Here is a 15,729-nt window from a genome sequence, read left to right on the forward strand (position 1 = left end):
CCGACATGCAGTCCCGAGCCCGAGGGATACGGGAACATGTCGAGGCAGTAGAACTTGGGCTTGCCGGGATCGGTGCGGGTGACGAACGTCCCTCGCTCCTCCCAGTAGGCCTGCCACTTGGGCTCGACGTCTGCGAATGGAGAGCGGTTCATTGGGGCGAGGGAGGATAGCAGATCACGATTCCGCCGCTGCACGTGGCTGCTTCGCCACGTTGGCGTCGGAGCTGCTCGTCTCGGGCGTGTTCGCGAATTCGGAGCGTTTCTACGGTCGGGCAGCTCGTTTTGCTCCTCGCGCTCCGATCGCAAACACGCTACTCCGCGCTCGTCGCAAAACGACTGCCCGACACGCTTCTTGGCTCTTCGGTCATCCCCGTCTCACCAGTTGGGTCCCGTGCATCTAGCCAACCACCAAGAACCATTGCTCAAGTGGTGAGACGAGTAGAGATCACCGCAGACGAAGCACTGGTTCTTGGTCGGGAGGTAAGAGCACTTACCCGATGTTTGGTAAGGCGGACACTGAAGAACCGACAAGCGGGCGGGCATGTCGTTTTGCGACGAGCGCGGAGTAGCGTGTTTGCGATCGACGCGCGAGGAGCAAAACGAGCTGCCCGCCCGTGGAAACGCTGCGAGTTCGCGAACAAGCCCGAGATGTGCTCCCATCAGCCGCCGGAGTCGAGCTTCAGCGCTTCTTGGCGGCCTCGTCGCGCTCGGCTCGCGCGATCTCGAGCGCTTCGTGCGGATCGCTGGCGGAGGTAATGGCGCGGCCCATCACCAGAAGGCTCGAGCCCATCGCCACCGCTTCGGCGACGGTGGTGACACGAGCCTGATCGTGGGTGGCAGCGCCGGCCGGTCGGATGCCCGGCGTCACGGCGTAGACCGGGCGGCGGCGGAAGCCCATGACCGGCGGCAGGTCCGAGGCGGCGCACACGATCCCGTGAGCGCCCGCCGATTCCACCAGATCCGCGAGCTGCGCGATGACGATCATGGCGTGAAACGGCTGCTCGAATCCCGGCGGGAGCTGGAAGGCATCCAGGCTCGTGAGCACGGTGACCCCGACCACGCGCGTCGAGCCGCCCCCCTCGCCCACACCCTGGACGGCCGCCGCCACCATGCGGTGGCCTCCCATGGCGTGGACGGTGAGCAGATCCGCGCCGAGCCGCGCCGCCGAGGCCGCGGCGCCGCGCACGGTGTTCGGGATGTCGTGGAGTTTGAGATCGAGGAATACGCGCCGTCCCCGATCTTTGAGCGCGCGCACCACGTCCGGGCCCGCGGCGGTGAAGAGCTCGAGCCCCACCTTGGCGATCTCCGGTCCCTCGCCGAGCCGGCGGTCGAGGGCCAGCGCTTCATCGAGATTCGGGACATCGAAGGCGATCGCGATCTCGGGAATGGTGCGAACCGTTTTCTCGACCATGGTCTCCATCAGTGCTTCCCCCTTCCCGCGCCGGCCTCGCGACGCTGCGCCGCCGGCTCTCCGTCACCGAGGAGTCCGCCACGCCAATCCTGGAGGCGCTTGACGCCGCGCGCCGAGAGGAACGCGGCCATCTCCTCGAGCACCTCGGACGCGCCTCGCGGACGAATGAAGCTGAGGGTCCCGACCTGCACCGCGCTCGCGCCCACGGCCAGGAATTCGAGCGCGTCACGGCCGTTCATGATGCCTCCGGAGCCGATCACCGGAATGCCGACGGCGCGAGCCGCCTCGTGGCAGCGCGCCAGCGCGAGCGGCTTGATCGCCGGTCCCGAAAGGCCGCCGGTCGTTCGGTTCAGCTTGGGCCGCAGCGGCTCGAGATCGATGGCCATGCCGACGAAGGTGTTGACGGCGGTGACCGCGTCGGCGCCTCCCTGCTCGCACGCGATCGCCAGGTCGCCGACCGACGTCACGTCGGGCGAGAGCTTGGCGATCAATGCCGTGCGGGTGAGCGGGCGCAGACGCTCGAGCGTCTTTTCCAGGCGTCGCGGAACCGCCCAGTAGCGCGCGCCACCCTTGGATACGTTGGGACACGAGAAGTTGATCTCGAAGCCAGCGATGCCTTTCTCCGATCCCAGCGCATCGAGCAGGCGCTCGAGCTCGTGCGGCGTCTCGCCGCCGATCGATGCCACCACGGTCGCGCCCAGGCTGCGGAGCTTGGGCAGCTTCTCGGAGATGAAGCGCGCGAGCCCGACGTTCTCGAGACCGATCGAGTTGAGCATGCCGCTCGGCGTCTCGGCGATGCGGACCGGAGCGTTGCCGATGCGCGGCTCGAGCGTGACCGTCTTGGTGATCACGCCACCGAGCGCCGCGACGTCCACCACGTGCGCGTATTCGTCTCCGTATCCGAACGTGCCCGAAGCCGTCAGCACGGGATTGGCGAGCGTCATGGGACCGATCCGCACCGACAGATCGACCGACGTCTTCCTTGGCTCCGGTGATTTGGGCTGCGGCATCAGTCCACTCTCTCCCAGTCGAGGTCCCCGGCGGAGAATACCGGTCCTTCGGTGCAGCACATCGCATATTCCGCGTTCCCGAGCAGCGAAGGCGCGTCCCCGCGCGTCTCGAGGTAGCGAGCCTTGGCCTCCGGGCTTCGCGGCATCGGGCATCCCCGGCACACGCCGGTTCCGCACGCCATCACCGACTCCATGGCCAGGAATGCCGGTGAACCGCGCCGCATCGCCCAGAGTCCGACCGCTTCGAGCATGGCGTGAGGGCCGCAGGCGTGGATCACGAGCGGCGGCGGCAGACGGCCGGCGGCGCGCTCCAGGAGATCCACGACCGTGCCCCGCATTCCCTTCGAGCCGTCGTCCGTCGCCAGGTGGAGACGTCCGCCGTGACGATCCAGCTGACGATGCGCATCCTCGAGGCCGACGAGCGCGGCCTTGTTGCGAGCGCCGAAGAAGAACTCACAACGCCGGCCGGCGGCGCCCAGCGCCTCGGCCGCGAAGAGCAACGGCGCCACGCCGCGGCCACCCGCGACCAGCACCGGCGTGCCCGGCGTCTCGAGCGGATACCCTTGGCCGAGCGGCCCCAGCACTTCGAGCCGGTCGCCTTCCGCATGCTGGGCGAGCGCGCGAGTTCCGCTGCCCACTGGCCCGTAGAGGAAGCCCAGCACGCGGCGATTCCCTCGCTCGCCGACCGCCGCCACGCTCATCGGTCGCGGCAGCAGCACCGGCGCGGGAGCACGAAGCAGGAGCTGGACGAACTGGCCCGGGACCGGACGCCCGAAAGTGCGCGGCACCTCCAGATCGAGCCACCGATGGCCGGCGCCGTAGTCCTGATGCCTCACCACTTCGGCGGCCACCTGGGACCAGCCCGACCGGAGTGGCTTCTTCGCGGCGGCCTGTGCGCGGCTCATCACCGCTTTCCGGTCGAATCCGGCTGAGGCGGCGGGACCGCCAGACTGTCCGTGACCACGCGTTGCGTGTCGGAGGGCGCGGGACTGATCGGCGGGGGTGGCGGCGGAACGGGAGTCACCGGGGCGGCCTGCGGAGCCACCACCGATGGAGGCGCATCGCCCGCGCGAATCATGCCGTATCGGAACAAGGAGTCCATGGTGGACGCCCGGTGACGGATCCCGATGGAGTCCACCTGCGCGGGCGGCTGCGTGAGCGTCACCGAATCGCGGGTGGCGATCGCCGGTGGATCGGGAGGCTGGATCATGTCGGACGGTACGGCATGACCGAACCGCTCGAGATAATCACGCGCATTCATCTGCGCTTCGGTCTTGGGATAGTTCCGCACCACCGCCCACAGGAGGGAATCCGCCTCGGCCTTCTGCTGGAACTTGTTGCGCCGCACCCACGCTTCGGCGTTCAAGGCCTTGGCCGCGTGCTCGGTGCCCGGGAACTCCCGCGCGACGGCCTGGTACTGCTCGATCGCGCGGTCCGGCTTGTCGAGCTGGAAGAGGTACTGCTCGGCGAGCAGGAAGCCGGCCTCCGCCTTCTTGCTCACCGAGTCACCCCCGGCCTTTCGATACTGAGCGAGCCGGTCGAGGCTGGCCAGGCGGAGCGAAGCCTGCGCCCAGTACTGGGAAGATGACGACTGCGTCTGCACCTTGCCGTACTCGGTGCGGGCTCGCTCGAAATCGTCCATCGACGTCTCGTACGCGTACGCGATGCGATACTGCCCCTCGGCCGCCAGGGCCGTGCGCGGGAAGAGCTCGATCACGTCCTTGAATGTCTGCAGCGCGCGGTCGGTGCGGCCCGCCAGCTGATCGACGGCGCCGATCCGCAGCATGAGCCGGCCCCAGCGCTCGTTGCTCGCCGTCGATTGCGCGAAGCCCGTGGCCACGGCGGAAGGCGCGCTCGGCTTCTGCTCGTGGCCGGCCGCGGCCTGCAGGAGTGCGCGCTCTTCGTCGTAGCGCCGCGCCGCCTCGAGGCAATCCGCCTCCTTGAGCAGGTAACCGAATCGTTCCTCGTCATTCGCCGCCCGGAGACCGAGCGTCCGGTAATCCGCGCGCGCCAGCTCGGCCTGCCCCTGCTCCAGCAGCGCTTCGGCGCGCATCTTCAGTGCGCGATCGGCCAGCTTGCTCTTGGGGAAGCGCTCGAGCACCTGACCGGCCGAAGCCGCCGCCTCGGCGGGACGCTCGAGCGTGAGCAGGAGCGCGGACCGCTCGAGCAGCGCGTAAGGCGCGAGCTCGTGCTTGGGACTCTGCTTCAGGAAGTCATCGAATGCGGCCAGCGCGTCGGTGTGCTTGCGCGCGCGCCGCGCGCCGACGCCGAGATAGAAGAGCGCCTCGTCCTTGAGGCCGCTCTGCGGATACCGCGTGGGAAAGTCCTTCAGCATGTTCATGGTCTGGATCGGGTCGTCCTTGCCGATCAGCGAGCGCGCCCATAGCAGATAGGCATCGTCTACCCACTTCGACTTCGGATAGCTCGCCAGCAACTTCTTCGAGTATTCGATCGACTTGTTGAAGTTGGGCACCGCCGAGCCGTCGGGCTTGTCCGCAAGGTAGGGCGCGCCAGCCGTCGCCCGGTCGTAATACTTCCGCGCGAGATAGAAGGTGTTGTAGTAGGCGCACGAGGTCGTGACGGCGGCCAGCAGCACGATCGCGCAACCCTGAACGAATCGGCGGTGTCCCCTCACACGATCTCCTGGAGCGATGTCACCTCGAGCGGGCCGCGGCTCAGCGCCTCGAGTCCAGAAACCGCGGCGAGTGCACCGGCCACCGTGGTGATCACGGGCACCCCGTAGGTCACCGCGCTCTCGCGGATCGCCTTCTCGTCGTATTTGGAGGAACGCCCCAGCGGGGTATTGATCACCAGATGGATCTCGCCGGCCTCGATCAGATCAGCGGCGTTCGGGCTGCCTTCACGAACTTTGAACACTTCGCTGCATTCCACGCCATTGCGACGCAGGAAGCGCGCCGTGCCCCGGGTGGCTATGAGTTCATACCCCAGCTCGACCAGCTTCTTCGCCATAAAGGTGATCGCCCTCTTGTCGTCGTCCCGAAGGCTGAGGAAAACCCGGCCCTGGCTCGGAAGCGGTTCCCCGGAGCCAAGATGGGCCTTGGCCAGCGCCCTTCCGAAGTCCAGGTCGCGACCCATGACTTCACCGGTCGATTTCATTTCCGGCCCGAGCACCGCGTCCTCGCCCGGGAAGCGGGAGAACGGCAGGACCGGCTTCTTGACGCTCACCAGCGTCGGCTCGGGGGCGAGTTCGGGGGCGATGTCGGCGAGCTTCTCCCCGGCCATGACGCGGGCTGCGAGCCGCGCGAGCGACAGGCCCACGGCCTTGCTCACGAAGGGGACCGTGCGCGAGGCGCGGGGATTGGCCTCGAGCACGTAGACCTGCTCGTCGCGCACTGCGAGCTGCACGTTGATCAGTCCGCGAACTCCGAGCGCCTGTGCGAGCGTCTTGGTGATGTCGATCACTTCCTGAACCGTGCCTTCGCCCAGCGTGAAAGGCGGAATGACGCAGGTGGAGTCTCCGGAATGGATCCCCGCCTCTTCGATGTGCTCCATGACGGCGCCGACCAGGACGCGCTCGCCATCCGCGACCGCGTCGACGTCGACCTCGAGCGCGCCCGACAGGAACTTGTCGATCAGCACCGGCTCGTCGGCGGCGATCACCACTTCGCGCTCGAGCCATTCCGTCAGTTCCTGCTCGTCGTAGACCACGCGCATGCCGCGGCCGCCCAGCACGTAGGAGGGACGCACCAGGACGGGGTAGCCGAGGGTCTGCGCTTGACGCAGGGCCTCGGCGGCCGACGTCGCGGAAGCGCTCTCCGGTTGACGCAGACCGAGCTCGCCGATCAACACGCGAAAGCGCTCGCGGTTCTCGGCTAGATCGAGCCCGTCGAAGGGCGTCCCCCACAGCGGAACGCCCGCCTCGTGGAGCGCCCGCGCCAGCTTGAGCGGCGTCTGGCCACCGAGCTGAACGATCACCCCCACCGGCTTCTCGGCATCGATGACGTTCAGCACGTCCTCCGCCGTGAGCGGCTCGAAGTAGAGCCGGCTCGAGACGTCGTAGTCGGTGCTCACCGTCTCGGGGTTCGAATTGATGAGCAGGACGTCGAAGCCTCGCTCCTTGAGCTCGAGCGCCGCCTGCACGCAGCAGTAGTCGAATTCCAGACCCTGGCCGATGCGATTGGGCCCGCTGCCCAGGATCACGACGCGCGGGCGCGTCGACTCGGGCACTTCGCTCTCCTCTTCGTAGGTCGAGTAGAAGTAAGGCGTCACCGCTTCGAATTCCGCTCCGCAGGTGTCCACTGCCTTCATGACCGGCTTGATGCCGTAGGCCAGCCGGCGCTTGCGCACATCCTGCTCGGTGAGACCGAGACGTTGCGCCAGATGCCGGTCGGAAAGGCCCATGCGTTTGGCGTCCCGGATCATGGCTTCGCGCCACGGCGCCTCGGGATCGCGCTTCACGCGTTCCATCAGCGCGCGATCCATGTCGACGATGCGCTTCATCTGATGGAGGAACCACGGGTCGATCCCGGTCAGCCTGGACAGCCCTTCGGGTGGCTCGCCCCCGGCGAGCGCGCGGAACAGGTCCCGCAACCGGTCAGCCTGCGGGATGGGCAGCGTCTCGCGCAGCGACGCGAGCTCCGCGATCGACGCCCCGTCGGGCAGGACGTCCGTTTGATTCTCGAGCGCGCGCCACCCCTTGAGGAGCGCTTCAGGGAACGTGCGGCCGATGGCCATCACTTCGCCCACCGACTTCATGCGCGTGCCGAGCCGCGGATCGGCGGCGCGGAACTTCTCGAACGCCCAGCGCGGGATCTTGACCACGCAGTAGTCGAGCGAGGGCTCGAAGCAAGCCGGCGTCTTCTTCGTGATGTCGTTGGGGATCTCGTCCAGCGTGAGGCCCGCGGCGAGCAGCGTGGCGATCTTGGCGATCGGGAACCCGGTGGCCTTGCTCGCCAGCGCGGAGGACCTCGACACGCGCGGGTTCATCTCGATGACCCGCATCTCGCCGGTCTTCGGATGCACCGCGAACTGGATGTTGGAGCCGCCGGCTTCGACTTTGATGGTGCGCATCACCCGTAGCGCGGCGTCCCGCATCTCCTGGTAGCAGCGGTCGGTCAGCGTCTGGGCGGGAGCCACGGTGATGCTGTCGCCAGTGTGAATGCCCATCGGATCGAAGTTCTCGATCGAGCACACGATCACGCAGTTGTCCGCGCGATCCCGCATGACCTCGAGCTCGAACTCCTTCCAAGCCAGCAGGCATTCTTCGATCAGGATCTTGCCGGAGCCGCTCTGCGACAGCGCCAGACGCGCGACCTCGCGCAGCTGACGCATGTTGTGCACCACACCCGAGCCCTGGCCCCCGAGCGTGAACGAGGAGCGGATGACCAGCGGGTAGCCGAGCGACTCACCGAGCGCCACCGCCTCGGCGACGTTCCCGACGTAGCCGCTGCGCGGCAGCTTGAGCCCGGCGCTCTCCATCGCGATCTTGAAGCGCTCCCGATCCTCCGCGGTTTCGATCGCCTCGAGCGACGCGCCGATCAGCTGGACGCCGTGGCGCTCGAGCGCGCCACGACGCGCGAGCTGGACTGCCAGGTTGAGCCCGGTTTGTCCGCCGAGCGTCGGCAGCAATGCGTCGGGCTTCTCGCGCTCCAGGATGCGCTCGGCAATCTCGGGGAGGAGGGGCTCGATGTAGGTGCGATCGGCGAACTCCGGGTCGGTCATGATGGTGGCGGGATTCGAATTGAGCAGCACGACCTCGATCCCCAGCGACTTGAGCGCGCGGCAGCCTTGCGTGCCCGAGTAATCGAACTCGCAGGCTTGGCCGATCACGATCGGACCCGCCCCGATCACCATCACCTTCTTCAGATCGGAACGCACCGGCATCAGGAAACCTCCCCTCGAAGCGAGAGCACGGGGGCGGCGATCGAGAGACCGAGCACCACTCCGCGAAGCAGCGTGGATCCGATGAAGACGCCCGTCATCGCCGCGGCTGGCCCGCGGACGCCGGCTGCGCTCCGGCCTGGACCGGCTGTGGCGCCTCTGGCGCTTCGGCCACCGGGCGCTTCGTGCCGATCGCCTGGCGAAACGCGCGGAACCAGGGACGCGAGTCGTGGGGCCCGGGACTGGCCTCCGGATGGTACTGGCAGGAGAGCACCGGGAGCCGGCGATGGATCATGCCCTCGAGCGTCTGGTCGTTGCCGCTCACATGGGTGAGCTCGAACTCGCCCGCGGGCAGCGACTGGTGATCGACGAAGAAGCCATGATTCTGGGAGGTCACCTCGACCACGCCCGTGCGCCGGTCGATCACCGGATGATTCGCGCCGCGGTGTCCGAACTTGAGCTTGCCGGTGCGTCCTCCGAACGCGAGCCCCAGCAGCTGGTGACCCAGACAGATGCCGAGTGTGGGCACCACGTGCGCCACCTCGCGGGCGGCCGCGATCGCGAAGTCGAGAGGCTCAGGATCCCCGGGACCGTTCGAGAGCACGACGCCCTGCGGCTCGAGGGCCAGCACGTCGCGCGCCGGCGTGCGGGCCGGAACCACGCGGACGCGAAAGCCTTCGGCTCTCAGGCGGCGCAGGATGTTGTACTTGACCCCGAAGTCGTAGACCACGGCCAACGGCTGGTCGCGATCCGCCGAATCGGCCGCATCGCCGGGACCTGTCTCGTTCCACCAGTACGCCTCGCCGCAGGTCACGAGGTCGGCGAGCGCCAGACCCTCCATGCGTGGCGCCGCGCGTGCCTTGTCGACCAAGGACGCAGGATCCAGGTCGACCGCCGAGAGACACCCCCGCATCACGCCGCGGTCGCGCAAGTGGCGGGTGAGCGCGCGCGTGTCGATGCCGCAGATCCCTGGCACGTTCTTGTCTGCCAGCAGATCGTCGAGCCGGCCCGTCGAGCGCCAGTTGCTCGGCCATTCGCAGACCTCGCGGCACACCATGGCCTGCGCGCGGAAGCGATCGCTCTCCCAGTCCTCGGCGTTGACTCCGTAGTTGCCGATCAGCGGATAGGTGAAGGTGACGATCTGTCCGCAGTAGGACGGATCGCTCATGATTTCCTGATAGCCGGACATCGCGGTGTTGAAGACCACTTCGCCTGTCGTCTCCACCGGCGCGCCAAAGGACTCGCCTTGGAAGACCCGTCCGTCTTCGAGAGCCAGAATCGCGGGGGGGCGACGGATCACCGGGCGGGCGCCTCCATCCAGGACTCCTCCATGTGGGTGATCTCGCCTCCGCACCATGTGGCGAGGACTTTCCCGTTCACTTTCCAACCATCGAACGGCGTGTTGCGGCCCTTGGAACGGAAGCGGGAGGCGTCCACCGTCCACTCGTGCTCGGGGTCGAGCAGAGTGAAGTCCGCCGGCGAGCCGGGCTCGAGCGTCACCGCGGGGAGCTCGAAAAGCCGTCGCGGCGCGTCGGTCCAGAGCTCGAGCGCGCGTGCCAGCGTCAGATGGCCGGGCTTCACCAGGAACGTGATCGTGAGAGCGAGCGCGGTCTCGAGCCCAACGATGCCAAAAGGCGCCAGGTCGAACGGCTGACGCTTGTCCTCGAACGTGTGTGGCGCATGGTCGGTCACGAAGCAGTCGACGATGCCTTCGCGAATCGCCTCGATCACCGCGGCGCGATCCCGCGCCGACCGCAGCGGCGGATTCATCTTGGCGTGGGTGTCGTACTCCGCCGTGGCGTCCTCGGTGAGCGTCCAGTAATGAGGGCAGGTCTCGCCGGTCACCGGGAGACCGCGCCGCTTCGCGTCGCGCAGCGCTTCGAAGGAACCGCTGGCCGAAAGGTGCGCCAGATGGACGCGCCCGCCAGTCAGCTCGGCGAGCTCGATGTCCCGCCGCACCATCACCACTTCGGCGGCCGCGGGGATGCCACCGAGCCCCAACCGGGCCGCGACCGGGCCTTCGTTCATGTGGCCGTGACCGCGCAGCGTGAGGTCTTCCTCGTGGCAGACGATCGGCCGGCCGGTGGGCTTGGCGTACTCGAGCGCCCGCCGCATCACCTCCGCCGACATCACGGGGTGTCCGTCGTCCGAGAAAGCCACGGCTCCGGCCTCGGCCAGCGCGATCAGCTCGGCGAGCTGCTCGCCCTTCTGTCCCATCGTCACCGCCGCGATCGGATGGACTCTGCAGTGTCCGACCTGGGTCGCGCGCTGGAGCACCCAGGCCACCCAAGCCTGGTTGTCGATCACCGGATGGGTGTTGGGCATGCAGGCCACCGCCGTGAATCCACCGGCGGACGCCGCGCGAGTGCCGGTCTCGATGGTCTCCCGACCTTCGCCTCCGGGCTCGCGCAGATGGACGTGCAGATCGACGAGCCCAGGGCTCAGCCAGGCACCCGCGGCATCCACGTCGTTCTTTCCCGAGCCGGCGGCGCCGGGTCCGCCGGAAGCAACCACGCGCCCGCCCTCCACCGCGAGCTCGAAGGGCTCACCCGTCTTCCAGTGACGAGCATTCCGCACCACCTGCCGGGCGGTCATGGGCGCACCTCGCGCGCGCGAGCGGCGGCGCAGCGCAGGAGCACCGCACAGCGCACCGCCACCCCGTCCGTCACCTGCTGGAAGATGACCGATCGCGGACCGTCGGCGACGTCGGGAGCGATCTCGACGCCCCGGTTCATCGGCCCAGGATGCATGACCACGCCACCGGGCTTGAGCAGATCGACCCGCCGGGCGTTGATGCCCCAGACTCGCGCGTACTCGGAGGTCGATGCCAGCAGGCCTTGCTCCATGCGCTCGCGCTGAAGTCGCAGTGCCATGACCGCGTCGGCGCCGCGCATCGCCTCGTCCACCGTCTCTGCCCAATGGACACCCAGCGCCTCCAGCCCCGCCGGGATCAGCGTGCCGGGACCGGCCACCGTCACCGTCGTGCCCAAGGCCTTGAGGCCATGGATGGCCGAGCGTGCGACGCGAGAATGGGCAATGTCCCCCACGATCGCGATGCGGCGGCCCTCGAACTGCCCCTTCCACGCCTGGCGAAGCGTGAGCAGGTCCAGGAGTCCCTGAGTGGGATGCTCGTGGGGGCCGTCGCCTGCGTTGATCACGCCGGCAGAGTCGAGATGACGGGCCAGGTAGGCCGCCACCCCGGCCGAGGGATGGCGAACCACCACGAGATCCACGCGCATCGACTGCACCACGCGCAGCGTGTCGAGCAGGGTCTCCCCTTTGGCGGTCGAGGAGTCGGAAGGGGAGAACGAGACGTGGGTCGCTCCGAGGCGCTGCTCCGCGAGCTCGAAAGAAACTCTCGTCCGCGTGGAGTTCTCGAAGAAGGCGTTGCAGACCGTGACACCCCGAAGCTCCTGGCTCTGAATTCCGGCTCCGTCCAGCAGGTCCCGGAAACGCTGAGCCCGCTCGAGGATGTCGGTCAGGTCAGCCCTGCTAATGCCTTCGAGTCCTAGGAGATGGCGGGACGAGGCAGGGCGTGAAAAAACCCCCGCGCCGGTGGGCGCCGGGGCAGACACAATGGTGGCGGGCATTTCGACCTCCCCTTTGCCACCTCACAGGGCGGCGTTAAAGGATGTCCTGGCACGACGTGGTCGAAGGAGGAATCTATCCGATCCGGGACCGGGGTTCAAGGCTCCGCGCGTTCGCCGACCACGGAACTTCAGTCGGCCAGCTCGTTGATGACCACGCTGTCGACACCGTCGAGCTCGGCGAGCTTCACGCTGATCACCTCGCGCCGCGAGGTCGGGACGTTCTTGCCCACGTAGTCGGCGCGGATCGGCAACTCGCGATGCCCTCGGTCCACCACCACGGCGAGCTGGATGGAGCGCGGACGCCCGAAGTCGATGATCGCGTCGAGCGCCGCCCGCACCGTCCGGCCGGTATAGAGGACGTCGTCGACCAGGACCACCACCTTGCCGTTCACGTCGGGCAGCGCCTCGTTGTTCCCGACCACCGGCTGATGGGACACGGTGGTGAGATCGTCGCGATAGAGCGTGATGTCGAGGCTTCCCTGCACCGGAGGGCTACCCTCGAATTCCTCGATCTTGCCCGCGATCCGCGCCGCCAGCGGGACCCCGCGACGGCGGATGCCGACGAGGACGAGATCCTCCAGGCCGTGGTTGCGCTCGACGATCTCGTGGGCGATCCGGATGATGATTCGGCGCAGCCCCTCGGCGTCGATGATCTCGGCCTTCTCCTTCAGCGTCATCGTTTTCTCCTCCAGCTCGGGCCTCCTCGTGTGGAGCACTTTATCGCTTCTCGCCTTCGACGACGACCCGCGAGAGGTCCCAGCCGCGCATGAACAGAGCATGCACGTCGGAGAGGAGCCGCAGGCGGTTCAGCCGAGTCGGCGCATCGTCCACGTTGACCATCACACCGTCGAAGAACTCATGAATGGCCCTCTCCATGTCGAGCAGCACGGGCAGGATGTCCGTGTAGGCGCGACGATCCCAGAGTGAGCCGGTGGAGCGCTGCGCCTGATCGAAGGCCGCGGCGAGCGCTCGCTCGGGCGCTTCACTCAGCCGCTCCCGTTCCAGGGTTCCGGGCAACGGTTCACTCCCGGCCTTGAGGATGTTCCCGACTCTTCGGAACAGGATCACGAGCGGCTCGAAGCGCGGGTCTTCACGGAATGCCTTGAGGACCTGAGCTCGCAGCAGACAGTCGGTGGGATCGATCCATCCCGGCCGCGATCGCTCCGCGCCGTTCATGATGATCTGCGCCTCGAGCGCCGCCTCGCGGATGTCGTAGGGAATTCCGCGCTCTTCGAGCGCGGCCTCGACGCGCCCGCGCCAGAACTCGCCCAGCTTCTTCATGATCGCCGCCTGCGGGAGGTCCGCGCCTTTGGCGAAGAACGCTCGCGTCATCTCCATGCTCGCTTCGCGCAGGTCGAGATGGCGTGAGGACTCCATCAGGATGCGGACCACGCCATTCCCCGCGCGGCGCACGCCGTAAGGGTCCTCGCTCCCGCTCGGCACCTTGCCGGCCACGAACGCCCCGGCCACGTGGTCGAGCTTGTCGGCGAGCGCGAGCGCCGTTCCGGCGTCGGTCAGCGGAAGCTGATCCGATGCTCCGCGCGGGCGGTAGTGCTCGCCGATCGCCGCGGCTACCGCTTCAGGCTCGCCGGCCCTTCGCGCGTAGTAGGCGCCGATGATGCCCTCGAGGCTCGCGTACTCCTTGCCGCTGCCGATCATCTCGGAGAGCAGGTCGGTCTTGCACAGGAGCGCGGCTCGGCGCGCCGTCGTCTCGGCCGAAGGCGTAAGCCTCCCCGCGAGCCAGCCAGCCAGTCCTTCGAGCCTCGCCGCCTTGTCGCGCAGCGTTCCGAGTCCTTCCATCCACACCACGCGCGACAGCGCGTCCACCTGCTCCGCGGGCGGATGCCGGAGATCGGTCTCCCAGTAGAAGCGAGCATCGGCCAGACGCGCGGCCAGCACGTCCTCCCCTCCCTTGCGCACCACTTCGAGCCCACGGGTGTCGCCGTTCCGCACCAGCAGGAAGGCGGGAAGCAGGCGGCCGCCGGCGTCTTCGACGGCGAAGAACCGCTGGTGCTCGCGCAGCGCGGTCACGATGACCTCGCGCGGCAGGTCGAGAGAGCGCGCATCGAATGTCCCGGCCACGACCGTCGGCCACTCGACCATGAAGTTGTTGATCTCGACCAGATCCGGATCGGCGACCACCCGGCCACCGGCCTCGCGCGCGGCGACGGCGAGCTGCGCCTCGAGCCGCATGGAGCGGGCGCGGTGATCGGCGATGACTTTCGCCGCTTCGAGAGCCTCGAGGTATTGCGCGGCGCTCGGCACTTCGACCTCGCGGCCATGGAGGAAGCGATGTCCCTGCGATCTCCCCCCGGCCTGGAGTCCGAACGCGGAGACCGGCAGCACCTGGTCCCCGAGGAGCGCCAGCAGCCAACGCACCGGGCGCGCGAATCGCGTGTCGTCGCCCGTGATCCATCGCATCGACTTCGGGAATTGGAGGCCGGTGGAGAGTCGCGCGAGGAGAGCCGGCAGCACCTCGGCCGCCGGCCGTCCGCGGTGGTGCAGCGTGACGGCGACGTATTCGCCCTTCGGGGTCTCGACACGCCGCACCTGCGACGGATCGACGCCTCGTCCCTGGCAGAATCCGAGCAGGGCGCGGGTGGGGTTCCCATCCGCGTCGTAGGCCACGCGCACCGCAGGACCCATGACTTCCTCGTCGACGTCGGTCTGACGCGCGGCGAGTCCACGAACGTGGAGCGTGAGCCTCCGCGGAGTCGCCCAGGTCTCGATCGACTCCGCGGTGAGCCGCAGCTCCGCGAGGCCCGCGCGAGCGCCGCGCTCGAGCTGCTCGAGCGCGGGCAAGATGTACGGCGTCGGCAGCTCCTCGACACCGATCTCGTAGAGCAGCTCGCCGGCGTCGCTGGTCACGCCCGATGAGCGCGCGAGCCTCGCCGGCTTGGCGGTGCCGCGAGGCGCACCGGGCGCCTTGGACCGCGCCGTAGTCGCGGGCTTCTTCGCCGGGCTCACGTCTTGGCCTCGGCGGGCTGGATCCATTTCGCGCGCTCGGACTCGTCGGTCAGCATCGGGAAGCCGAGTGCTGAGCGCTGCTCGAGATACGACTGTGCCGCGCGGCGAGCCAGCTTTCGGACCCGCCCGATGTAGCCCACGCGCTCACTCACCGAGATCGCGCCGCGCGCGTCGAGCACGTTGAACAGGTGCGAGCACTTGATGACCGCGTCGTAACCGGGCATCACGAGTCCGAGATCGAGCAGTCGCAGCGCTTCCCTCTCCCAGACCTTGAACATCTCGAAGTGCGCCGCGACGTCCGCTTCCTCGAAGTTGTAGCGCGAGAACTCCTTCTCGTTCTGCATCCACAGATCGCCCCACGTCACCCCCGGCGCCCACACCAGGTCCTGCACGCGATCCTTGCCCTGCAGCATCATTCCGATGCGGTCGAGCCCGTACGTCAGCTCCGCGGACACCAGGACCACCTCGATGCCGCCGATCTGCTGGAAGTAGGTGAATTGCGAGATCTCGGTGCCGTCCATCAGCACCTGCCATCCCAGCCCGGCTGCGCCGAGCGTGGGCGACTCCCAGTCGTCTTCCGAGAGCCTCAGGTCGTGACGCCGCGGGTCGATGCCGAGCGCCTCGAGCGATGCGAAGTACTGGGCGACCACATCGGGGGGCGACGGCTTGAGCAGCACCTGGTACTGGTAGAACTGCTGGAAGCGATGAGGGTTCTCGCCATAGCGACCGTCCTTGGGGCGGCGCGACGGCTCGACGTACGCCACCCGCCACGGCTCCGGTCCGAGCGAGCGCAGGAACGTCGCGGGATTGAAGGTGCCGGCGCCTACCTCCGAAGGATACGGCTGCTGGATCACGCACCCGCGGCTCGCCCAGTAGGTCTCGAGCGCGAGCATCATCTCCTGGAGCGAGCG

The 15,729-nt window shown here is 68.1% G+C and carries 11 protein-coding genes; all 11 read right to left on the reverse strand.

Features of this window, described 5'->3' with window-relative positions; all coding sequences use genetic code 11:
* Positions 1-678 precede the first annotated feature (678 nt).
* Positions 679-1,419 carry an orotidine-5'-phosphate decarboxylase gene (gene pyrF / locus VFQ05_03785; GenBank protein ID HET9325870.1) on the reverse strand — a complete coding sequence of 247 codons (741 nt, stop codon included), beginning with the start codon at positions 1,417-1,419 and terminating at the stop codon, positions 679-681.
* A complete protein-coding gene (locus tag VFQ05_03790) occupies positions 1,419-2,420 on the reverse strand; it encodes a dihydroorotate dehydrogenase (protein ID HET9325871.1) in 1,002 nt (333 codons plus the stop codon). The genes pyrF and VFQ05_03790 overlap by 1 nt, the downstream gene beginning before the upstream one ends.
* Positions 2,420-3,325, reverse strand: coding sequence for a hypothetical protein (locus VFQ05_03795; protein HET9325872.1), 906 nt, complete (start codon positions 3,323-3,325; stop codon positions 2,420-2,422). The genes VFQ05_03790 and VFQ05_03795 overlap by 1 nt, the downstream gene beginning before the upstream one ends.
* Complete coding sequence (locus tag VFQ05_03800) at positions 3,325-5,055, reverse strand: tetratricopeptide repeat protein (GenBank protein ID HET9325873.1); 1,731 nt, start codon at positions 5,053-5,055, stop codon at positions 3,325-3,327. Before VFQ05_03800 ends, VFQ05_03795 begins: the two co-directional genes overlap by 1 nt.
* Positions 5,052-8,264, reverse strand: coding sequence for a carbamoyl-phosphate synthase large subunit (gene carB / locus VFQ05_03805; protein ID HET9325874.1), 3,213 nt, complete (start codon positions 8,262-8,264; stop codon positions 5,052-5,054). The genes VFQ05_03800 and carB overlap by 4 nt, the downstream gene beginning before the upstream one ends.
* Before the next feature lie 94 nt (positions 8,265-8,358).
* Positions 8,359-9,561 carry a glutamine-hydrolyzing carbamoyl-phosphate synthase small subunit gene (carA, locus tag VFQ05_03810; protein ID HET9325875.1) on the reverse strand — a complete coding sequence of 401 codons (1,203 nt, stop codon included), beginning with the start codon at positions 9,559-9,561 and terminating at the stop codon, positions 8,359-8,361.
* Positions 9,558-10,856 carry a dihydroorotase gene (locus tag VFQ05_03815; GenBank protein HET9325876.1) on the reverse strand — a complete coding sequence of 433 codons (1,299 nt, stop codon included), beginning with the start codon at positions 10,854-10,856 and terminating at the stop codon, positions 9,558-9,560. The genes carA and VFQ05_03815 overlap by 4 nt, the downstream gene beginning before the upstream one ends.
* Complete coding sequence (locus VFQ05_03820; protein ID HET9325877.1) at positions 10,853-11,851, reverse strand: aspartate carbamoyltransferase catalytic subunit; 999 nt, start codon at positions 11,849-11,851, stop codon at positions 10,853-10,855. The genes VFQ05_03815 and VFQ05_03820 overlap by 4 nt, the downstream gene beginning before the upstream one ends.
* A 128-nt stretch (positions 11,852-11,979) precedes the next feature.
* Positions 11,980-12,528: a bifunctional pyr operon transcriptional regulator/uracil phosphoribosyltransferase PyrR gene (gene pyrR / locus VFQ05_03825; protein ID HET9325878.1), complete on the reverse strand. Its 549-nt coding sequence runs from the start codon at positions 12,526-12,528 to the stop codon at positions 11,980-11,982.
* Positions 12,529-12,568: 40 nt separating this feature from the next.
* On the reverse strand, positions 12,569-14,818 hold the full coding sequence (gene glyS, locus VFQ05_03830; protein HET9325879.1) for a glycine--tRNA ligase subunit beta: 2,250 nt from the start codon (positions 14,816-14,818) through the stop codon (positions 12,569-12,571).
* Complete coding sequence (locus VFQ05_03835; GenBank protein HET9325880.1) at positions 14,815-15,714, reverse strand: glycine--tRNA ligase subunit alpha; 900 nt, start codon at positions 15,712-15,714, stop codon at positions 14,815-14,817. Before VFQ05_03835 ends, glyS begins: the two co-directional genes overlap by 4 nt.
* Positions 15,715-15,729: the final 15 nt, after the last annotated feature.

Source organism: Candidatus Eisenbacteria bacterium, from assembly GCA_035712145.1.
In the GTDB taxonomy this organism is placed as follows: domain Bacteria; phylum Eisenbacteria; class RBG-16-71-46; order RBG-16-71-46; family RBG-16-71-46; genus DASTBI01.